Below are 21,340 nucleotides of genomic sequence, written 5' to 3'. Positions count from 1 at the left end.
CTCCAATCTATGTGCTGTGAACATAGTATAGCATATACGCTTGGGCGTTGTCAAGATAACCAAAGCAAAAAAGTTAAATATTTTCTTGCAAACCTCTTGACTTAACGGAATTTGCTTGGTATAATGGTTAAACAAATACCGTTAGTGTATTTGCAGAAAATTAAATGACCGTCCGATCAAGCACAAACCGCCAAGACCTTCCGAAAGGAAGTGAGCGCTCCGTAAGGGGACTGCACAGCGCCCATCGACAAGTGGGAATGCCTGCAGGAACTTGTGACGGCAGAACGGCAGCACAAATCACAATTACTATTAAGAAAGGAAGATCAGAATGGAAAACAAATTTATGCGAGTAGAAGAAGTTGCGGAAGTCCTCGAAGTTTCAACTTCATTCGCCTATAAGGTCATAAGACAGTTGAACGATGAGTTAAAAGCTAAAGGCTTCATAACAATCGCAGGGCGTATCAACCGAGAGTATTTCTACGAAAGACTTTATCACAATGGAAAGGTGGTGATATAAATGCCGGTATACAAGAGCGACAACGGCACTTGGTATGTCCTTACCCGATATTTAGATTGGAAGGGCGAACGCAAGCAGAAATGCAAGCGAGGATTTGAAACAAGAAAAGAAGCAGTCGAATGGGAGCGTACCTTTCAGCAGCAGAACGCCGCCGATATGGATATGACCTTTGAAGCCTTCTTTGAGCTTTATGCAAACGATATTAAGCCCCGCTTGAAAGAAAACACTTGGCTGACCAAAGAGCATATCGTGGAAACCAAGATTATGCCTTACTTTGCAAAGCGAATTATCAGCGAGATAACCACGAAGGATGTTATGGCGTGGCAGAATGAACTGCTTGCCTACCGTGACGAAAACCGCAAGCCATATTCGCAGACCTATCTCAAGACCGTCCACAATCAACTCAGCGCCATTTTTAACCACGCTGTCAGACACTATGACCTTCGTTCCAACCCCGCTTCCAAAGCCGGAAATATGGGCACAGAGGAACGCAAGGAAATGAAGTTTTGGACAAAAGACGAGTATAAAAAGTTTGCGGATGAAATGATGGACAAACCCGTTTCCTACTATGCTTTTGAGGTTTTATATTGGTGCGGCATCCGTGAAGGCGAACTGTTGGCATTAACCCCTGCCGATTTCGATTTTGTAAAAGGTACGCTTACCATTAACAAATCCTATCAGCGTTTGAAAGGGCGGGATGTGATTACCACACCTAAAACCAAGAAAAGCAACCGTACCATTAAAATGCCGCAGTTTCTTTGTGAAGAAATGCAGGATTATCTCGGTATGCTCTACGGCGTGGGCAAAAAAGACCGCATTTTCAATATCTCAAAGCATTATTTGAGCAGAGAGATGGAGCGTGGCTCAAAAGCCGCAGGGGTAAAGCGTATTCGTATTCACGATCTCAGACACAGCCATATTTCCCTTTTAATTGATATGGGATTTTCGGCGGTGGCAATCGCTGACCGTGTAGGACACGAAAGCATTGAGATAACCTACCGATACGCACATCTGTTTCCATCAAAGCAAGTGGAAATGGCAAAGAAATTAGATTATGAAAGGATGGATATAACCAATGTCTGCTAAAAATCTTGACCGTCACAACCGTTGGAGAAGCAAAACTGTTGCTTTCCGTATGTCTCCCGAAGAAGCCGATCAGCTCGATACGAACGTAAGGCTGTCGGGACTGACTAAACAAGACTACCTTTGTTCTCGCTCCTTGCAGCAGGAGATAACGGTAGTCGGTAATCCGAGAGTGTATAAGGCACTTCGCAATGAGCTTGCCGCTGTTCTTTCAGAACTGAAGCGTATCGAAAGCGGCGGCAACGTAACCGATGAACTGCTCGACACCATTGAGCAGATAAACACCACCTTATATGGAATGAAAGGAGACGGCGGCGTTGGCGTATAAAACCGAAAAGACTGTTCCCAATGTATCTGTTGGCGCAGATACGGAACAGTCTTCTCAAAAATGTACTGTCCTTATTATAACCGACTTCTCCTTCAATTTCAATAGTTTTGATGAAAATTGAAAGGAGGTAATGCCTATGGCAGAACTTAAAATCATCAGTATGGATGAGGTTGCCGTCGAGGAAGTGGAATGGTTGTGGTATCCCTATATCCCATACGGGAAACTGACAATCATTCACGGTGACGGCGGCGAAGGTAAAACAACCTTGATTTTGCGGTTGGCGGCGCTGTTGTCGAGGGGAGAAAAACTTCCCTGCGACGATACCGCACGTGAGCCGATCAAAATCATCTATCAGACCGCAGAGGATGGACTTGGTGATACCATCAAGCCCCGCCTGCTTGCAGGCAATGCGGACTGCTCACAGATTAAGGTGATAGACGAATCCGAAGCGGCGCTTACAATGCTTGACGAGCGTGTAGAAAAGGCTATTGCTGAAACGGGAGCAAGGGTAATTATCTTGGATCCGATGCAGGCGTATATCGGCGCTAAGGTCGATATGAACCGAGCGAACGAAGTCAGAAATATTCTCTCCCAACTTGGCAGGATCGCAGAGAAATATCGCTGTGCGATTATCCTTGTAGGGCATTTGAACAAGGCGCAGGGTAATAAATCCAATTATAGAGGTCTTGGCTCTATTGACTTTCAAGCAACGGCACGAAGCGTCCTTGTGGTCGGCAGAGTAAAGGACAAGCCGGAGGTGCGTGTGGCAGCACATCAAAAGTCATCACTTGCACCGGAAGGTAAACCTATTGCCTTTGAACTGAGCGAAGCAAACGGGTTTCGATGGCTCGGTCATTATGATATTTCTATCGACGATCTTCTCAGCGGTGTTAGTCGTGAGAAGAAATCCGATATGGCTGAAAGCCTCATCGTTGACTGCCTTTCCGATGGGAAGTATCCGCAACAAATCGTGCTGCAGAAAGCACAGCGTTTGGGTATCTCCAAACGAGTGCTTGACGAAGCGAAGAAAACGCTGAGGGTGCGGTCTGTTAAGGAAGGCAGTCAATGGTATTGGGAACTACCCGATGAAAAAGAAGCAGGCAACTTTTAAGGTTGCAACATTGCAAAGGTGCGGGACTTTCGCAATCTTGCAATGTTCTTTTTCGGGTGGTAGTGAGCAATACGAAAGTTTCGGCGGGGTGCAGGGTGCCATTTTCAAAGGGCAGCTCTGCTGGGTGCTTACCGCAGTAAGCAGGGCAACGCCCTACACCCCCTCGGAGAGCCCACGACATCTTTGCAGCAGAATTGCTGAAAGTGTCATAGTGGGTTACACACTTTGAAAAAGTTGTGTAACAGCGGCTCTCCAAAATTTCGCCTATGGAAAGGAAGTGAGAAGATGGCGAAGGAAAATTTTAGTGTCGCTCGTGTGGAAACCCGAACGAGAGCATCTGTCGGCAAGTTTGAGCGACACATTGAACGCAAAAACGAGAGTTATGAAAATATGAACGTTGACCTCTCCCGTACCCCGATGAACGTTAGCTTTAAGGGTTGCGGTGAGCTGACCTATAATGAATACCTCGACCAAATGATTGCCGCAGGAACGGTGTCGCTGAAAGGTTTGAAACCCGATGCGAAGGTCTTTGACGAGATGATTATGGATGTCAACACCGAGTATTTTGAGAAGAACGGCGGCTATGATTTTGCTTGCAGATTCTATGAAGAAGCGTTCCGCTTTGCAGAAAAAATATACGGCAAGGACAATATTTTCTCCGCCGTAATGCACGCTGACGAGCTGAACGTAGCAATGACCGAGAAATACGGCAGACCGATTTATCACTACCATTTGCACATTATGGCATTGCCGGTGGTGGATAAAGAAGTACGTTGGTCGAAGCGGTGCAAAAATCCCGAACTTGTGGGAACGGTCAAAGAGGTCATCCATCAAGTAAGCCATTCAAAGAAATGGCGTTCCGAAAAAGCACTTGACGAAGATGGAAATCCCATCCTCAACAGCAAAGGGAAACAAGTTTATCACGCTTCCTACAGCGTTCTGCAAGACAAATTTTATGAGCATATGCAGAGTGCAGGCTTTGACGGTTTCAGCCGTGGAGAGCGTGGCAGCACCGCTGAAAATCTCACCTCGCTCGAACACAAGATTAAGCAGGATCAAAAGCGGCTGTCCGATCTGCAAGAGAAAATTGCCGATGTGCAAGTGCGTTATGATGATAAGAAAACCGCTTCAATGACTTTTATGGAGATAGACAATTCCGGCAAAAAATCTCTCACAGGCAAATACACCGTGTCGGCAGAGGACTATCAGAAGCTGACTTCTCTTGCGAAGCGTAGCTACTCGGCAGAGTCCGAGGTGCGAAAATTGCAAGACCAAAACCGATATTTGTCACGGCAGATATGGTCGTTACAATCGGAAGTTTCTCGGCTGAAGGAAGCGTTATCTGAGCTGACCGAGAAGTGCCGCCCGTATCTTGAAGCATTGAAGGCTGCACCGAAAGCGGTTAAGGAATTTATAGATGGTATTCTTGAACGCTTTAAGAAGCAGGAAAAGAGCATTATGTATGAGCCGATTCCTGCACCCAAAAATCAACCCCAAGAGCGTGGGCAACGCTCAAAAAATAGAAATTATGAAAGGTAGGAACACACAATGAAACAGCATTTCACAGACGAAAGAACGGGCATCCGCTACACTTTGCAGGGCGATTATTATCTGCCCGATCTGCAATTACCACACGAAAAAGAAACCGAAATCGGCTTATGGGGACAGCGGCGATTGCGGCATTTGAAGCAAAACCGAAAGGTTTTATACACCAATTTGCTCACCACCGGAAAACTCAATGACCACCTTACCGAGATCGACAAGCAGGCAGAGGATATGTTTCTTAGGCTTGTAAAGGAGATGGCAGAGCGTGAGGGAGTTACCGAAAAACTTAAAGCGGATAATCAAATGGAGTGGGTTGGTCGTATGAATAATATTCATAGCAGAGCAACGGAAATTGTAAATGCAGAATTGATATTCGCATAACGTCAGCGGCGGCAGGGAGATAAAAATCCCTGCCGTTAATTCATTATGCGTATTGACAATAATATAAATTTTGTATATAATATTTATATTATCACGATTATGGGAGAATATTATGGAAAAGAAACCTGCCATTGTTGCAAAAAGATTGACCGAGCTGAGAGAAGGAATACACGTCTCACAAGCAAGGCTTGCGGCTGTTTTTGATTTAGATCAGCCTGCCATCTTTCGCTATGAAAACACTCAATCCTTTCCGCCTTACGGTGTGTTGATGAAGTATGCGGATTTTTTCAATGTATCGCTGGATTATATTTTCGGAAGATGTGACGAGCCGCACGGACAGTTGTACGACGCTCAGCCAAAACCGTTAGAGGACACACAACTCTCATCGTTTCTTTCGATGTGCTTTGATCCGTCATCGCCGGCTAATGCAAAATTGAAAGAGGCGGTTCGCAGGATATTGCAGGAGGAAACTGCCAATCGTGAAATAACAAATGGAGAAACAGAAAATGAATGTTGAGAAATTTATAAGAAATGAAAAAACGGTTGCCGTGATCACGGGAACTGAAAAAGTATTGACCGATGTGCAATCGGCACTTGACCTCATTATGACCGCTAAATATGAGGTTGGCACAAATCTGATTGCCATTGAAAAAAGTGCCGTAGCCGATGACTTCTTTATCCTTAGTCGAGGTCTTGCGGGCGAGATACTCGAAAAATTCATCACCTATCAAGCAAAACTCGCCATCTTCGGAGATTATTCTCACTATACAAGCAAGCCGCTGAAGGATTTTATTTACGAGAGTAATAAAGGCAAGGATGTGTTCTTTGTTGCTACGCAGGATGAGGCACTTGAAAGGTTGACGAGATAATTGTCAATAAGCAGAATTGATATTCGCATAACGTCAGTGACGGCAGGGAGAATAAAATTTCTCTGCCGCCGCTTCTTTTTTTTGCAAAACCTATTGACAAACATCTATGTATTGCATATAATACATATAGATGATTGCCTATTGGAGGTGTTTCGGATGGATGAAAAAAAGATGGCGTTGATCTTCAAAGCATTTTGCGATGAAAACCGTATCCGCATTTTGAAAATGCTCCGAAGCGGCGAAAAGTGTGCTTGTAAAATGCTTGATGAACTCAATGTAACACAGCCTACGCTGTCCCATCATATGAAAATTCTTTGTGACTCCGGTATTGTGCTTGGTCGCAAAGAAGGTAAGTGGATGTATTATTCCATTTCGGCAGAAGGGGCGAAAGTCGCTGCGGATTGTATAAAGGAGTTAACATCCGCCCCAAAGGGATAACAAGTCGTGATGTGAAAAGCAGGAAGTCCAATCTTTTCCGCACGACTTCCTTTAACACCTATATATAGACACATCTCAATATATTTATGTATGAAAGGAGCTTTTTCTTATGGAAGCACTAAAAACTGTGTGGAACTTCATCCAAGATGAAGTTCTCGGAATGAATTGGCTGGATCGGCTTCTTGCAACGATTCTGAATGCCGTTGGGTTGGATACAACCGGCAAGATCGGCAGCAGCATTCATTTCTTTATCTATGATACCATCAAAATTGTGGTATTGCTCGGTGTGTTGATTTTGATTATTTCGTATATTCAAAGCTATTTCCCGCCGGAGCGAACAAAGAAGATACTCGGCAGATTTCACGGAATTGGAGCAAATATTGTTGCCGCTTTGCTTGGTACAGTAACGTCTTTCTGTTCTTGCTCGTCTATCCCGTTATTTATCGGCTTTACAAGTGCGGGACTTCCTCTCGGTGTAACATTTTCGTTCCTTATTTCTTCCCCGATGGTCGATCTCGGCAGCCTTGTGTTGTTGATGAGCATTTTCGGTTGGAAAGTTGCTGTACTCTACGTCATACTCGGTCTTGTTATTGCCGTTCTTGGCGGCACAATTATCGAGAAGCTTCACCTTGAAAATCAAGTGGAGGAATATATCCGAAACGGTCATACCCTTGAAGTACCGCAAGAGGAACTGCATTTCAAAGACCGTATGAAATTTGCGTGGGAGCAGGTGGCTGAAACTGCAAAGAAGGTATTTCCCTATGTATTGGTCGGAGTCGGTGTCGGCACCTTTATCCATAACTGGATACCGGAAGACTTTATCGTAAAGGTGCTTGGCGATAACAATCCGTTCGGTGTTATCCTTGCAACTGTCGCAGGTATTCCTATGTATGCAGATATTTTCGGCACAATTCCGATTGCAGAAGCTTTACTTGCAAAGGGTGCTTTGCTTGGTGTAGTTTTGTCCTTTATGATGGGTGTTACAACGCTGTCCCTGCCTTCTATGATTATGCTTCGCAAGGCAGTTAAGCCAAAGCTGCTTGCCATCTTTATTGGAGTATGTACGGTAGGAATTATTGTGGTTGGATATTTCTTTAATCTGATCCAACCTTTGATTATATAAAATTTGGAGGTAATAATTATGGCATTATTTAATTTCGGAAAGAAAAAAGAGCAGTCTTGCTGCTGTTGTGGTTTTGACGCAGAAACAAAAATTGCTGGGCCGACAGTAGAAAAAGGAAATGACGAACTGAAAAGCATTAAAGTTCTTGGTGCAGGCTGTGGTTCTTGCCACGAACAACTGAAGTTCGCAAAAGAAGCGGTAAAGAATATGGGGTTAGACATCGAGGTTGAATACATTACCGATCTGCCCAAAGTAATGGAATATGGTGTTATGCACATTCCGGCGCTTGTGGTGAACGAGCAGGTGGTTTCAATGGGCAAGGTGTTGAAAACGGCAGATGTGGTGAAACTGCTCTCCGAATGGAACAAGTAAAATTTATCACTATGATTAACGGCGGCAGGGAGAATAAAACTCCTTGCCGCCGCTTTACTTTGTAAAACAGGTAGAAAAAGTCATATTTCTGTGATATAATACATTAAAAATGAACTTTCAAGTTTGAAAACAAAGGCAGGCACAGTTATGTTTGAAGATATTTTCCATAGAAGAAAGCTAAATATCGAAAAACTACAGAGTTTCGGTTTTGAAATGCGAAATGGTAGCTTTGAATATACTGTGCCTATTATGAACGAAGCCTTTTTGCTTACCGTTTTGGTGACGAAGAACGGCAATGTCGATACACGACTTGTAGAAAAAGAAACCGATGAGCCGTATGTTTTGTATAAGACGAGTGCGGCAGGCTCTTTTGTAGGTGAAGTAAGAACCGAGATCGGGAGCGTTCTTTCAGAGATCGCTGGTAAATGCTTTGATTTTTCCGTTTTCAAAAACGACCAAACGCTTGCGGTTATCGATTATGTTCGGGATACATACGGTGATGAACTTGAATATCTATGGGAAAAGTTTCCCGACAATGCCGTATGGAGAAGAAAAGACAACCAAAAATGGTACGGCGCAATTCTTACCGTATCGGGACGCAAGTTGGGACTCCCGACCGATGAAATTCTTGAAATTATAGACCTGCGGCTTGAAAAGGAACTTATGGAGCAGACGATTGACAACGTCCGCTATTTCCCCGGTTGGCACATGAACAAAAAGAATTGGTACACGATTATCCTTGACGGTCGCATACAGACCGAGGAAGTTTGCACTCGGATTGACGAAAGCTACCGACTTGCAAAAAAGTGAATTTGAAGGTGATTTTAATGATAACTGTAAAAATTATAGATAGTGATAGAAAAGACGATATTAACATTCCCAATCACCCTTTCCGACTATTCGGACTGATGCTGCCGTCCTACAACAACGGCAAATGGGATCATACGGAGCTTGTATTCCCGCCCGAAAACCACACCCAAATGTGCTTTCCCGACGAGAATTACAATTATGATAAGATGGCAAAGAAGCACATTTTTATCGGCGCATACGACGGGGACAAATGCATTGGTCTTGCCATTCTGCGCCACGATATGTTCAAATATATGTACCTTTATGACTTGAAGGTCAACGCCGAGTATCGCAGTAAAGGTGTCGGCAAAATGCTGATTGACGAGTCCAAAAAGGTCGCAAAGGATAACGGCTACATCGGCGTTTACACGCAAGGTCAGGACAACAATCTCGGTGCCTGCCACTTTTATCTTGGCAACGGCTTTGAGATCGGTGGGCTGAACACCCACGTGTATAACGGCACGTCGCAGGAGAACAAGAAGGATATTTTCTTCTACTATACGAACAAATAAGTGAGGAAAACGACAATGATACGCAAAATGCAAATAGCAGATTACAGCGATGTATATAACCTATGGCTTGCCAATAAAGGCATGGGGCTAAACGATGTAGACGATTCAGAAAGTGGCATTGTCCGTTTTCTTGACCGCAACCCCGATACCTGCTTTGTCGCAGAGCGCGACGGTAGGCTTGTCGGTGTCATTATGGCAGGCAACGACGGTAGGCGCGGATTTATCTATCACACAGCGGTGCATCCCGACTATCACAGACAAGGCATTGGATCGGCGCTCGTGTCGGCGGCACTGGAAACCTTGAGGTCTGTCGGCATAACTAAAGTAGCGCTTGTGGTGTTTGAGCGAAATCAAGGCGGCAACGCCTTTTGGGAAAAGCAAGGTTTTACGGTCAGGAACGACCTTACCTACCGCAACAAAGCCCTTGTGGAAATGGTACGAAAGGATACTTAAAATGAACTTCGATACGATAAAAAAGAAATTAGAAGCCCTCGGTTACAAGGTATCCTGCTTTGATACGACAGCAGAAGCGACCGAGTACATAAACGGCGAGATTGATGGCAAGACCGTCGGCTTCGGTGGCTCTATGACGTTAGAAGAAATGGGGCTTTACGAGGCACTTTCCACACATAACGACGTGCGTTGGCATCAGCGTATTCCTGAAGGCAAAACGAGTAAAGAGGTGCGCCTTGCCGCAAATGCCGCCGAGATCTACGTGTCCTCGGTCAACGGACTTGCCGAAACGGGCGAGATCATCAATATCGACGGCAACTGCAATCGTGTGGCATCAATCTTTTACGGACACGAAAAGGTGTATCTTGTCGCAGGCGAAAACAAAATTGCCAAAGACTACGACAGCGCACTTTGGCGTGCGAGAAATATCGCATCGCCTCTGAACGCCCGCCGCTTCGGACTCAAAACGCCCTGCGCCGTTGGTGAGCTTCGTTGCTATGATTGCAAAAGTCCCGAACGTATCTGCCGAGGACTGTCGGTGTTATGGTCAAAGCCGATGACGGGCGAGTTTGAGATTATTTTGATTGGAGAAAAATTGGGATATTGATAAATAAAAATTTGATAAGTAATAAGAGTGAAATATAGATACTGATATTGCGAAGGTGATGTGTGATTTAAGATAAGGCAAGGCTTTTGGTTTATAGATATTTCCTTGTAACCCTTGAAATTCCAAGCAAAATCGTTTATAATACTTATATACCACTTGTTATTATCCACGATGTTACTATTCTTGTTATCAACCTCGATAACAAAATGATAACAGGAGCTTTTTAAGTCAGGATAATACGAATACATTAGATAATCAAGAGGATACGAAGCAATAATCGCTAAACAAAATGTGTTAAGTTAAGCTTCGTAAGAAGAGTGGGAATGACGCTCGAAACGGCGAAAACCCGCATGAATACAGGCTTTTTTGCCCGTCCATACTGCTCTTGATACTGGATTGATACTATTTGTGTCCGCCCGGTATTCTCAAGAGAAAAATCCCAAAAGGACAAGCAAAACCGCCCTGCTGAACGACAAATTCAGCAGGGCGGTTTTTTTGCTTGTCTTATTTATTTTTCCGCCAAGGGATATAATATTCGCTTTCCAGGCCATCGTCGCAGGTATGGGGCCAGTTGAGTTTCCATTCAAAATACTCTTCCCTGGTGATCTCCCCGGCGTGTAACTCCTGCTGACGAAAAAGCCATTCCCGCATGAACTCGTCCACAAGGCCATACTGGAAGTACATACCCACGGGAGGGTGTGCGGGCCAGTCATCGCTATCATTGTACCGTACAGCGGTATCATCAGCGGCCCCTGCTCTGCCCGGATTGCGGACAAGTTGGAACAGGCGGATAGCGCCAGGGCTGTCCTCGTCCAGCCAGAAGAATGTCCGCATGAAGTCCTCGGCAGAGCCGGGGGCGATGGTGTAGAAGTTCTGGCGGTCTACCCGCAGCGCCTCGGCCATCTTGTCCAGCAGTTCCCGTTTCGGAACACGGTAATTCGTCTCATACTGGGCGATCCGGTTGTCCGCTCCCTTTTCCTCAAAGCCGATAGCAAGCCCCAATTCCTTTTGTGTCATGCCTCGAAAGGTGCGGATTTTCTTTATCTTGTCTCCGACTGTCATAATATCCCACCGCCTTTGCCAATAGTATAGCGCAAAAAAGCGAAAGATGCAAGATAATCTTTAACAAAAATGCGAAATAAATTCTTGACATTAACACTTATGTTAATGTATAATGAAGATGGTGACATTAACATATTTGCGAAACTAAAATAAGGAGGTGCTGACCATGGAAAAGGAGCTGTTTGTGAGAGCAGAGGAGGTCGCCAGGGAGCTGGGCATTTCCAAGCCCTACGCCTACAAGCTGGTGCGGGAGATGAACGAGGAGCTGAAGAAAAAAGGCTTTCTCACCATTCCCGGACGGGTAAGCAGGCGCTACTTCGAGGAAAAATTCTATGGGCTGCGGGACAGACAATAAGGAGGGAACCACAATGCCGGCATACAAAGACAAGGCAAAGGGCACATGGTATGCGTCCTTTTACTACGAGGACTGGACGGGCAAGAAAGTAAAGAAAATGAAACGGGGCTTTCCCATCAAGCGGGAGGCTCTGGAGTGGGAGCGGACATTCCTGCAACAACAGACCGCCGACCTGGAAATGACCTTTGAAAACTTCGTGGCTGTCTATGTGGCGGACATGAAAGGCCGTATCAAGGAAAACACCTGGGGGACGAAAGAGCATATCCTCTACAAGAAGTTGGTGCCGTACTTCGGCAAGCGGAAGATGTGCGACATTCACTCCAAGGAGGTCATCGCCTGGCAGAATGAAATGCTGGGTTACCGGGACAAGAACGGCAAGCCCTACTCTCCGGTGTACTTAAAAACGCTGCACAATCAGTTGAGCGCCGTGTTCAACCATGCGGTACGGCACTACAATCTAAAGGTCAATCCCGCTGCCCAGGCGGGCAATATGGGAAAGCCAAAGGGACGGGAAATGCTGTTCTGGACAAAGGCGGAGTATCTGAAATTCGCCGAGGCCATGATGGACAAGCCCCTTTCCTATTACGCCTTTGAAATGCTCTACTGGTGCGGCGTCCGGGAGGGGGAGCTGCTGGCCCTCACTCCTGGCGACTTCGACTTTGAGAAACAGACCGTCACCATCTCCAAGTCCTACCAGCGGATTAAGGGCAAGGATGTGATTACCGACCCCAAGACCCCTAAGAGCAACCGGGTCATTCAAATGCCCGCTTTCCTCTGTGAAGAAATGCGAGACTATATCAAGAGCCTGTATGGGGTGAAGCCCACCGACCGCATTTTCACGGTGACAAAATCCTACCTCCACCGGGAGATGGACAGGGGTGCGAAAGAGGCCGGGGTAAAGCGGATCAGAATACACGACCTGAGGCACCCGTATGTCAAGCACACGACAAAAAAATATAATTCTGAAAAGCAGAAAACCCAAGCTATCAAGGTGGATTTGATAGCCTGGGTTTTCCGTTTTTGCACCTTCAATTATTCAAAGAGGTCATGGACCTTGTAAACAATCTCAATGCGATTGTCGGGGAATACATACACCTTTTCAATCAGCAGATCGGTCAGCTCCGAGGTTAGCACATCTGCTTCGGCAATCGAGTGAGCAATCCCCTGTCGGCTGCTTTGGCGGGCCTGTTCTTCTCGCTTCAGCTTTGTCTGGGCGGTGACAGCAGCATAGGCATTTTTGACTTTCAGTATTTCTGCGTCATAAACTGCTTTCTCCGATTTATATGTGTCCAGCTCGATTTGCCCCAGGAGATACCGTTCAAAGAGAGCTTGCTTCTGGTCCTTCAGAGCGTCCAGCCGCTTTTCATATTCTGAGCATTTGGCAGCGGTGGCCTCCAGGTGAATGGTGCCGTCCTCATGGACGGGCAACAGGATTTCCAGCTGCTTTTTCAAAGTGAGGAGGACTGCTTCTTCCAAACCGGCAGCATCTGCCCGGACATCGCGGCAGCGGCTGTTCACATCGGCAGTAGAATGGCGGCACATATAAAACGGTTTCTTTTGAGCGATGCGGGAGAGCGTATGGTCACAGCAGCCGCAATAGACTTTGCCTTTCAGTGGGTACTCCCTGGTTTTCTTGTTCGGCAAGGAAAACCGGCGCTGCACAGCCTGAACCTTTTCAAATAGTTCTTTGTCCACGATTGCCGGATGATGGTCGGGAATAATAAACCACTTGTCCCGCTCTTTCCTGCGGCTTCGTGTACCACCTACTTCAATAACAGCACGACGCCCGATGACATAGGAGCCGATATAGCGTTCATCTTCCAGGATACGAAGAACCGTAGAACTGCTCCAACGGCCACGGGTGCGGGAAACATCATGGAATTGCTGCCCATGAGCTGCTTTGTATTCTCCAGGGGTCGGGATACCTTGCTTGAACAACTCTCTGGTAATGGCTGCCGCTCCAATGCCGGTTGCAGCAAGTTGGAAAATGAGCTGTACCACAGCAGCGGTTTCCGGGTTCGGTTCCATTCTGCCATCGGCGCTTTTGCGATACCCGTAAGGGCAAACTTTGCTCTGGTATTCACCGCGCTGCATTTTGGCGTACTTGGCGCTTTTGGTCTTGATGGACATATCCCGGCTGTAATACTCGCTGATTAGATACTTGAAAGCCACATCCATACCGCCGGTATCGCCCTTGTGCTGATCGCTGTCAAAATCATCGTTGATGGAAATGAACCGGGTGTGAAACAGCGGAAATACACGCTCAATGAAATAGCCAGTTTCAATGCTGTTTCGTCCAAAACGGGAAAAGTCTTTTACGATGATGCAGTCGATCTTATTGGCCCGCACCATCTCAATCAGCTCCTGGACTTTGGGGCGCTCGAAGTTTGTCCCGCTATATCCGTTGTCGATAAACTCAAGGATTTCTGCATGGGCGGACTCCGGCATGGAAGAAACAAATTCGTTCAGCGCAAGGTGCTGGTTTTCAATGCTCATACTGTCGTATTTATAATCCTCCAGGGAAAGGCGGATATAAAGGGCAATTACATATTTCTGCACTGGTTCAGCACCTCCTCACAATGTTCAAATTCACTCTGGAAACGGAAACGAACCGTAATTCGTTTCTCCCTTGAAACCTCTACACGGTCAATCAGCCGGTCAATCAGAGTTGCCGTCAGCTGGCGATCTTCCTTGATATGCTGTGCATCCTGGGACAGCATTTTATACTGTTCCAGCTGCTTGGCGATAATCGCAAGCCCTGCTTTCAGTTGTTCGACTTCCTCGCTGATGGCCTCGATTTTGGCTTCGTACTTCTCCTTGAAGGTAAAATACTCGTCTTTTGACAGATGGTTCTGGATCAGGCCCTCATACAATCCGCGCTGGTAGGTACGCAGCTGTTGGATTTCCTGTTTTCGGCTGGCGATTTTAGCCTGTATATTTTTCTGTTCCTCGGCTTCTTTGGTGAGGTTTTCCAGACCGAGAGAGTATTGCCCCAGCGTGGTATCAAGCTGTTCCTGTATCATATCGGCCAGGGCGTCCAGCAGCTCTTTTTCAAAGATAAACGCACCAGGACAAACACCCTTTTTGATGCGGTTATTGCTGATACAGTGATAGACATATACCTCTTGTGATTTTCTGCGGACGCATTTTTGCCGATGAAGGCTATGACCACAGTGGGCGCAGAAGATCTTTCCTCTCAAAAGATTGGGAGACCAGGAATGTATCTCCCTGTCTTTGGCCTGCTGTGCAGCCTGGTCCAATGCTTTCTGAACAGCGGCAAACAGCTCCCGGCTGATGATGGCTTCATGGGTGCCGCGCACTGTTGTCCATTCATCTGCGCTGGCTCTGACCTGCTTATGGTCAATGATTTTGGAAACCCCTTGCACCAGATCGCCGGTATAAACCTCTGCGCGGAGAATCTTGGAAACGGTGCGGGTTTGCCAATGCCCGTTTCCCACCAGATTCTCATGGGTGATCTCTCCCAAGGTTCTCTTGTAGTGGCTGGGAGAGAGATACCCGGCCTCGTTCAATCGTACCACTATGGTGTTTAATCCTGCGCCCTCGGCGGCCCATTGGAACATGGTTTTGACTACCTCGGCAGCCACCGGGTCAACAATCAGCTGGTGGCAGTCATCAGGAGCCTTCAAATATCCATAGGGTGTACGCCCACCGACATACTTGCCGTCTTTCATGGCCTGCCGCTGCTGGGCTTTGATTTTTCTGGCAATATCCATCGCATAGGCTTCGTTAATCATGTTCCGCAACGGAATGATGATACCATCGTGTGCATTGTCCGGGGAAGAAGAATCGTAGCGGTCATTCACGGCAATAAAGCGGACTTTCTGCATGGGAAAGTAACGCTCAATGTAGTAGCCGGTGTCTATGACATTTCGCCCCAGGCGAGAGAGGTCTTTTACAATGACGCAGTTGATAAGCCCCGCTTCAATATCGGAGAGCATCTGCTGGAAGCCGGGTCGGTGGAAGTTCGTGCCCGTTGCGCCATTGTCAATGTAGGTCTGTACCACAATAATCTCCGGGTTCTGCTCCAGATACCGGGCGATAATCAGCTGCTGGGTTTCAATAGAGGTGGTGTGAGTATGCTTATCCTCAACGGAAAGCCGCACATAAACTCCGGCGCGGCAAGAGGTATCTATCTCCGGTGCGGGAAGCACCACAGTTTCTTTTCTGCTTTTTCTTGCCACAAATCATCCCACCTTTCTTTGGCTTGTTTGCTTTGCCAGTTGAATCAGCTGGATTGCTTTCTGGTATTCATCTTGGTATGTAAAGGTGATCTCCAATTCCTTTTTCCCAATCACCTTGATGCTCTGTATCATGTGAACCACAGCTTTGCGGTCCAGGGTCTCCATCGTAGAGAACTGTGTGAAGTGGGAAATCCAGCGGTTCCGTTCACTCCGGTTCTCCAGAACATCAGCCAGCTTTTCCTTTAAGACCCGAATGCTCTCTTTTGCATTTTCCGCAATCCTTGTGTATCTGGCCTTATAGTCGGTATATTCCTCTTTGCTGATGGTGCCGGTAATCAGACTTTCGTAGAGACGGGCCCTAAATTCAAGTGCCTGTTCTACCTGCTGCTCATTGGCGGCGATGTGGGAGGCGTATTCATTGGCAAGCGCCTGATTGATGCTGCTCTGGTCGATACCGTCCAGGATGGCTTGCAGGCAGCTCACATTGTCAATGTAGCCTTTCAGACTGTCCTTAACGCATTCCACCAGATCGCTTTCCTTGAGCATTACCGGATTGGCGCAGCCATGCTTTTTCCCGGTGGGGCAATAATAATAGTGGTATTCCTTGCCTTTGACCCGGTTTGTTTTCCGTGTCATGCGGCTCCCACAGCAGCCGCAGATCAAAACGCCGGAAAACAGATACACCGTATCCTGCTTAGGAGAAGTCCGGGTATCCAGTCTGCGGATACGCTGGACCAGCTCAAAATCCTGCTTGGCAATCAGCGGCTCATGGGCGTCAGGGACGCGAATCCATTCAGAAGATGGCCGCTGCTCCATCTGCTTGATTTTGTAGTGTGGGGTGCCTTGCTTTCCCTGTACCAATGTGCCGATGTAGGTTTCATCCTGCAAAATACGAATAATCGTTGTAGCAGACCACTTGCAATCCTCTTTGTCGGCATAGCCGTGTTTGGCATAGGGAAAACCATTGTTTTTCTTATAGGCCAGGGGGGAGAGGATGCCCATTTCGTTCAGCACGGTGGCGATCCGCAGGGCGCTTGTCCCATCCAGGCGCATACGGAAGATGTCCCGGACAACGCGGGAAGCATACGGGTCAGGTACAAGCAGGTTTTTGTTTTCCTCAGATTTCATATAGCCGTAAACGGGAAAGGCTCCAACAAAATCTCCGTTACGCCGCTTTATATCCAAAGAAGTACGGGTCTTGATGGAAATGTCCCGGCAGTAGGCTTCGTTCATAATATTCTTGACGGATACTGATCTGGCCTTTTACACCAACGGGCGGAGCGTATGCCTTACAGAGCTGAAAGGATATCAGGCCGCTGTCGGTCAGCCGGTCATCCAGCCCCGCCGTCCAAACAGCCGCCTGGACAAGGTGCGCCATATGTTTCAGAAGGTAATGTAAAGATACATAATCGTCAAGACGGCAACAATCAGAAGTTATGGAGGGTAACAATGGAATATCGTAAGGAAGATTTAATGGAAGCAAAAAAGCAAATTTGGGGAGTGGGAGAGAACATGGGAACAGAGGAAAGTAAAAAAATCTGGGAGGAGAACGCACAATTTTGGGATAATGCAATGGGTGACGAATCTAATGAATTTCACAGAGAGGTAGTGCGTCCCAAAGTAACGGAACTTCTATCTCCTAATCCTGCGGATTACATTTTGGATATTGCGTGTGGCAATGGAAATTATTCTTCGTATCTTGCACAAAGAGGCGCTTCGGTTGTCGCTTTTGATTACAGCAAAAAAATGATAGAATTGGCTAAAAGACGGCAATCACAATATGCAAAACAAATTGAATTTTGTGTGGCGGATGCGACCGATAGAAAAAGTATATTAGAATTAAAAAGAAATCGAGCCTTTACGAAAGCAGTTTCTAATATGGCAATTATGGATATTACGGATATTGAACCACTTCTTATGGCTGTTTATGAACTGTTGCAGGAAAGCGGAATTTTTGTCTTTGCAACGCAACACCCTTGTTTTGTCACGTTGACTGAAAAATATATGACACCGCACAGTTACTATGATATAGCGATTGAAGGGCAACCGAAAGAGCAGATTTATTATCATCGTTCCATACAAGATATTTTTAACCTTTGTTTTAGAGCTGGATTTGTCATTGATGGATTTTATGAAGAATGTTTTAAAACCAACAAAGAAATTCCTATGGTAATGATAGTAAGGCTTAAGAAGGTAAAACGTGATAGCTTAAAATAAATTCAAGTTTGTCGGGTAAATAGCAAACCCAGCCGAGCCAGCGGGCGGTCAAGATGAACGGGCTTCGCCCACCGTTGACAGCCCCGCCCGGTTTCGCAGTTAGGCAGTCAAGGAGCGACAGCAAGGAGTGCTGCCGCCCCGCACTATTATTCAGAGAGGGGGAATTTCCATGACAGACCAGAAAGCCTATCAAGAATATATCCAGCGCAGGTACAACGCCTCTTGCAAGGCTGTTATCCGCTGTGCCTGACAGCGTCCGTCCGTGCCGGAATTATGTAGAGCTCCACATAATTCTGTTGTATTTCCCAGCCTTTTGTGATACTATTTTGATACTAATAAACTTTACAGCCGAAAATAGCAGGTGGAATATTAACATATTTGCGAAAGTTTTTCCTGCGAAATCACCTCAAATACACCCTACTATATCTGAATTTGCCGAGTGGGAATAAGAAGTACATAATCACTTGATAAATGAGCCGGCGGGCACAGGATACATCCTGTGCCCGCCGGCTCGTGTTTATGTGAGATGAGGGGAATATCAATACACGCCGTACTTATAAACGCGATCGGGGACATCCTTGTTGATCTTGTCCTCGTCGATCATAGCCACGGCACGGACGATGGTACCGTCACCCATGTACCAGCGCAGGGGGAAGGCGCAGAAGGTGAAGCGCTGACCCTTGACCTTCTCAATGTCGCCGCCCAGATTTTCAATGCCCATGACATTGTTGCTCAGCAGGATGGTGTGTACGGGCTCCCACTCGGGGAAGTCCTCCAGGGGCTCATGGCCGAACTCCTTCTTGTACTCGTCCACGATACGGGGGACGTAGGGTCCGGGGCCGTGCTGAGCGGCGTAGGTGTACAGGATGTGGTCCAGAGCCTGCAGGTCGAAGCCAACGCCCTTGACCTTGTGGTCCACCAGCCAGTGGGCACCCTCGATGGACATGCCGGGGGAGTACATGAAATAGTCATCGTTCTCGCCCCAGCGCTTGTTCATGCCGGTGCAGATGAGGACCCAGTCGCCCTCCTGGATGCCGCCTTCAACCTTGGCAGCGGCCTTCTCAATGTCCTCAACGGTGATGAGCTCCCAGTGCTTCTTGGGGATATCCAGGCAGACAGCGGGGCCGTAGTAGTTCTCCAGGGGTAGCTCGTGGGTGAAGGCGCCCTCGGGGATCACGTGAGAGGGAGAGTCGGCGTGGGTGGAGTTGTGCATGTGGAAGTCATTGAAGGTCTGCAGCAGACGATAATGCATGGGCATATGCTGCACGCGGTCGATGTGGAAATCACCGTTGGAGGGCCACAGGGGATTGCCGCGGCCGAAGGGGTGGGACAGGTCAACAAGTACGGTTTTACCCATGATTTAGGACTCCTTTCAGGAAATTACGAGAACATGGCGTTGGGAATAAAGGTGGACAGTCCGGGAATGAAGATGAACAGCAGGGTAATGAGGATCATAATGACCAGATAAGGCATGGAGCCCTTGAAGATACCCATGACATCCACATCCTTGGGTGCCACAGCTTTGACGGAGTAGACACACAGACCAACGGGGGGAGTCAGGCCGCCCATGTGCAGGGCCAGGATGGCAACCAGGTCGAACTGCATGGGATCAATACCCAGAGCCACGGCGGCGGGATAGAACACGGGGATGGTCAGTGCAATGCTGGAGTAGGCGTCCAGGAAGCAGCCCAGGATCACGAATACGATCACAGCGGCGATCATGAACACCACGGGGCTCAGGTGGGTCTGGGTGACCAGATTGGTCAGAGCCTGGGCCAGGCCGGACACCGTCATGAACTTGGCGAACATACCGGAGCAGGCCAGGATCAGGAAGAGCATGGTCATATTCTCCACGGTCTCCATGATAGCGCCCCAGATCTTCTTGAGGGGGGTGCGCTTGATGAAACCCATAATGAAGAACACCAGGCAGCCGATGGCACCGGCCTCAGCGGAGCTGCAGATGCCGAAGAAGATGCCGCCGATGATGACCACCGCCACGATGGCGATGGGGATCAGATTTTTCAGGGAGATCAGCTTCTCACGCCAGGTGAAGTGCTGCTCCACCCGGGGGAACAGGTGGGGACGTACGATGGCGGCGATGATGACGAACAGGGAGAAGCCAATGGCGAGAGCCAGACCAGGGGCGATGGCTGCCATCAGGAGACGTCCGATGGAGTCGCCCGACAGAGCACCAAAGATAACGATCAGGATGCTGGGGGGAATAAATTGGCCGATGTTGCCGGAAGCAGCGATCAGGCCATAGGTCAGGTTGGTATCGTAGCCATACCGGCGCATCTCAGGCGCGGCGATCTTGGCAAACACGGAGCCGGTGACCAGAGCGGAGCCGTTCAGGGTACCGAAGGCTGTGCAGCCCAGGGTGGTGGCCACGCCCAGACCGCCGGGGATGCGGCCCAGCCACTTGGCCAGGGTATCGTAGCATTCTGTACTGATTCCTATGCCTGTGGCCAACATACCCATTAGGATAAACAGGGGGATGACCGCATAATCAAAGGTGGCGATGTTACTGTAGGCCTGAATGCCGACCATGGCCACCGCCTTGGGGAAGTTCAGACAGGCTACCAGACCGAAGAAACCAACAGTGCCCAGAGCGACTGCGATATGTACGCCCATCAGTACCAGTACGATCAAGGCAACGATGCCGATCAAAGCTAGAATGATGCCGCCTTCCATCAGTTGTTGCCCTCCTTTCTGGTATTCTTCTGCTCATCCGAACCAAACGCACTCAGATCCTCCTGAGAAGGAAGCTCGGATTTGATCAGGATGTGGTCCACGCGGTTGGGATAAATCACACCGACTACGCAGTAGACCGACATAAAGAGGCTCTGGATGGCCAGCAGCAGCCAGCCCAGGAAGGTGCCGAACTTACCAATGAATACATAAACCGTGACGGCGGCCACAGACTTCTCCTTGATGAGCCAGGAGGCCCAGAACTGATCCCAGGAGGCCTTGATCATCACGATGAACAGGATGCTGGCCAGGACATAGATAATGAGGCTGATGATGTGCTTGGTACGGCCCTGCAGCTTGTCGTAGATAGCGCCCAGCTGCATATGCTGGCCTTTCAGCAGGGTATAGCCCATGCCTGCGTAGGCCACCCAGGCCATCAGCATGGTTACGATCTCAGTGGCGCCCTGAATGGGGGCATTGAACACATAGCGCATGAATACGTCGCAGCAGATGAGCACCATGTTGAACAGCATTACCCCGGCGGAGACCCAGCCGAACAGCTTCATTAGAAGCTCTGGCTTTTCATAAAAGGCCGGTATTTTTTTTGTAATTGACATACTTTTCCTCC

The 21,340-nt window shown here is 47.8% G+C and carries 25 protein-coding genes and 2 pseudogenes; 20 read left to right on the top strand and 7 right to left on the bottom strand.

The annotated features are described in order from the left end of the window. The first annotated feature begins 328 nt into the window (after positions 1-328). The 15 genes from J9789_RS13470 (at position 329) to J9789_RS13400 (ending at position 10,188) form a co-directional block, all read left to right on the top strand. Complete coding sequence (locus J9789_RS13470; protein WP_022236794.1) at positions 329-517, top strand: hypothetical protein; 189 nt, start codon at positions 329-331, stop codon at positions 515-517. Further along, positions 518-1,603 carry a site-specific integrase gene (locus tag J9789_RS13465; protein WP_022236795.1) on the top strand — a complete coding sequence of 362 codons (1,086 nt, stop codon included), beginning with the start codon at positions 518-520 and terminating at the stop codon, positions 1,601-1,603. Then, positions 1,593-1,928, top strand: a complete 336-nt coding sequence (locus J9789_RS13460) for a hypothetical protein (protein WP_178418499.1) — start codon at positions 1,593-1,595, stop codon at positions 1,926-1,928. The genes J9789_RS13465 and J9789_RS13460 overlap by 11 nt, the downstream gene beginning before the upstream one ends. Positions 1,929-2,064: 136 nt before the next feature. Beyond that, a complete protein-coding gene (locus J9789_RS13455; protein ID WP_209346223.1) occupies positions 2,065-3,039 on the top strand; it encodes an AAA family ATPase in 975 nt (324 codons plus the stop codon). Between the two features lie 285 nt (positions 3,040-3,324). Then, a complete protein-coding gene (locus J9789_RS13450) occupies positions 3,325-4,578 on the top strand; it encodes a plasmid recombination protein (RefSeq protein WP_209346221.1) in 1,254 nt (417 codons plus the stop codon). 9 nt (positions 4,579-4,587) lie between these two features. Further along, entirely contained in the window at positions 4,588-4,965 is a 378-nt protein-coding gene (locus J9789_RS13445) for a TnpV protein (protein WP_209346220.1), read from the top strand. A 112-nt stretch (positions 4,966-5,077) separates the two neighbouring features. Then, positions 5,078-5,482, top strand: coding sequence for a helix-turn-helix transcriptional regulator (locus J9789_RS13440; RefSeq protein WP_209346218.1), 405 nt, complete (start codon positions 5,078-5,080; stop codon positions 5,480-5,482). Further along, a complete protein-coding gene (locus J9789_RS13435; RefSeq protein ID WP_209346216.1) occupies positions 5,472-5,834 on the top strand; it encodes a DUF4180 domain-containing protein in 363 nt (120 codons plus the stop codon). Before J9789_RS13440 ends, J9789_RS13435 begins: the two co-directional genes overlap by 11 nt. A 156-nt stretch (positions 5,835-5,990) precedes the next feature. Then, positions 5,991-6,272 (top strand): metalloregulator ArsR/SmtB family transcription factor, encoded by a 282-nt coding sequence (locus tag J9789_RS13430; RefSeq protein ID WP_178418505.1) that lies wholly within the window; start codon positions 5,991-5,993, stop codon positions 6,270-6,272. A gap of 109 nt (positions 6,273-6,381) precedes the next feature. Continuing rightward, entirely contained in the window at positions 6,382-7,395 is a 1,014-nt protein-coding gene (locus J9789_RS13425; RefSeq protein ID WP_209346214.1) for a permease, read from the top strand. Positions 7,396-7,413: 18 nt separating this feature from the next. Next, a complete protein-coding gene (locus J9789_RS13420; protein WP_209346212.1) occupies positions 7,414-7,767 on the top strand; it encodes a thioredoxin family protein in 354 nt (117 codons plus the stop codon). 147 nt (positions 7,768-7,914) lie between these two features. Next, complete coding sequence (locus J9789_RS13415) at positions 7,915-8,577, top strand: MmcQ/YjbR family DNA-binding protein (RefSeq protein WP_209346210.1); 663 nt, start codon at positions 7,915-7,917, stop codon at positions 8,575-8,577. A gap of 17 nt (positions 8,578-8,594) precedes the next feature. Continuing rightward, positions 8,595-9,128: a GNAT family N-acetyltransferase gene (locus J9789_RS13410; RefSeq protein ID WP_209346208.1), complete on the top strand. Its 534-nt coding sequence runs from the start codon at positions 8,595-8,597 to the stop codon at positions 9,126-9,128. Positions 9,129-9,143: 15 nt separating this feature from the next. Then, entirely contained in the window at positions 9,144-9,581 is a 438-nt protein-coding gene (locus tag J9789_RS13405; RefSeq protein ID WP_209346206.1) for a GNAT family N-acetyltransferase, read from the top strand. Between the two features lies 1 nt (position 9,582). After that, positions 9,583-10,188, top strand: a complete 606-nt coding sequence (locus tag J9789_RS13400; RefSeq protein WP_209346204.1) for a lactate utilization protein — start codon at positions 9,583-9,585, stop codon at positions 10,186-10,188. 504 nt (positions 10,189-10,692) lie between these two features. Here the strand turns inward: J9789_RS13400 and J9789_RS13395 are convergent. Further along, positions 10,693-11,250: a helix-turn-helix transcriptional regulator gene (locus tag J9789_RS13395; RefSeq protein WP_004010378.1), complete on the bottom strand. Its 558-nt coding sequence runs from the start codon at positions 11,248-11,250 to the stop codon at positions 10,693-10,695. Positions 11,251-11,416: 166 nt separating this feature from the next. On the opposite strand from J9789_RS13395, the gene J9789_RS13390 reads away from it, so the two are divergent. Next, positions 11,417-11,605: a hypothetical protein gene (locus tag J9789_RS13390; protein WP_004010379.1), complete on the top strand. Its 189-nt coding sequence runs from the start codon at positions 11,417-11,419 to the stop codon at positions 11,603-11,605. Positions 11,606-11,618: 13 nt separating this feature from the next. Beyond that, positions 11,619-12,665, top strand: coding sequence for a site-specific integrase (locus J9789_RS13385; RefSeq protein ID WP_209346202.1), 1,047 nt, complete (start codon positions 11,619-11,621; stop codon positions 12,663-12,665). Here J9789_RS13385 and J9789_RS13380 read toward each other — a convergent pair. The 3 genes from J9789_RS13380 to J9789_RS13370 are packed head-to-tail and all read right to left on the bottom strand — an operon-like array spanning position 12,638 to position 17,040. Further along, positions 12,638-14,164 carry a recombinase family protein gene (locus J9789_RS13380; protein WP_169319087.1) on the bottom strand — a complete coding sequence of 509 codons (1,527 nt, stop codon included), beginning with the start codon at positions 14,162-14,164 and terminating at the stop codon, positions 12,638-12,640. The two genes, J9789_RS13385 and J9789_RS13380, sit on opposite strands and share 28 nt — an antisense overlap. Beyond that, entirely contained in the window at positions 14,149-15,807 is a 1,659-nt protein-coding gene (locus J9789_RS13375) for a recombinase family protein (protein ID WP_169319089.1), read from the bottom strand. Before J9789_RS13375 ends, J9789_RS13380 begins: the two co-directional genes overlap by 16 nt. A gap of 3 nt (positions 15,808-15,810) precedes the next feature. After that, a complete protein-coding gene (locus J9789_RS13370; protein ID WP_348633695.1) occupies positions 15,811-17,040 on the bottom strand; it encodes a recombinase family protein in 1,230 nt (409 codons plus the stop codon). A 16-nt stretch (positions 17,041-17,056) separates the two neighbouring features. Here J9789_RS13370 and J9789_RS13365 point away from each other — a divergent pair. From J9789_RS13365 to J9789_RS17150, 3 genes and pseudogenes are all read left to right on the top strand, one after another. Further along, a pseudogene (locus tag J9789_RS13365) lies at positions 17,057-17,206 on the top strand (elongation factor G); the annotation flags it as partial. A gap of 50 nt (positions 17,207-17,256) precedes the next feature. Continuing rightward, positions 17,257-18,024 (top strand): class I SAM-dependent methyltransferase, encoded by a 768-nt coding sequence (locus J9789_RS13360; RefSeq protein ID WP_209346200.1) that lies wholly within the window; start codon positions 17,257-17,259, stop codon positions 18,022-18,024. 169 nt (positions 18,025-18,193) lie between these two features. Next, positions 18,194-18,271: pseudogene (locus tag J9789_RS17150) on the top strand (sigma-70 family RNA polymerase sigma factor); the annotation flags it as partial. Between the two features lie 291 nt (positions 18,272-18,562). Here the strand turns inward: J9789_RS17150 and J9789_RS13355 are convergent. Genes J9789_RS13355 through J9789_RS13345 form a run of 3 tightly spaced genes read right to left on the bottom strand, consistent with a single transcriptional unit; the run spans position 18,563 to position 21,329 of the window. Then, positions 18,563-19,381: a cyclase family protein gene (locus tag J9789_RS13355; protein WP_209346198.1), complete on the bottom strand. Its 819-nt coding sequence runs from the start codon at positions 19,379-19,381 to the stop codon at positions 18,563-18,565. Between the two features lie 23 nt (positions 19,382-19,404). After that, positions 19,405-20,715, bottom strand: a complete 1,311-nt coding sequence (locus tag J9789_RS13350; protein WP_209346196.1) for a TRAP transporter large permease — start codon at positions 20,713-20,715, stop codon at positions 19,405-19,407. Further along, positions 20,715-21,329, bottom strand: a complete 615-nt coding sequence (locus tag J9789_RS13345) for a TRAP transporter small permease subunit (protein ID WP_209346194.1) — start codon at positions 21,327-21,329, stop codon at positions 20,715-20,717. Before J9789_RS13345 ends, J9789_RS13350 begins: the two co-directional genes overlap by 1 nt. Positions 21,330-21,340 lie beyond the last annotated feature (11 nt).

It is taken from the genome of Flavonifractor sp. AGMB03687 (assembly GCF_017811815.1).
In the GTDB taxonomy this organism is placed as follows: Bacteria; Bacillota; Clostridia; order Oscillospirales; family Oscillospiraceae; genus Flavonifractor.
This window is presented reverse-complemented; position numbering and strand designations above follow the sequence as displayed.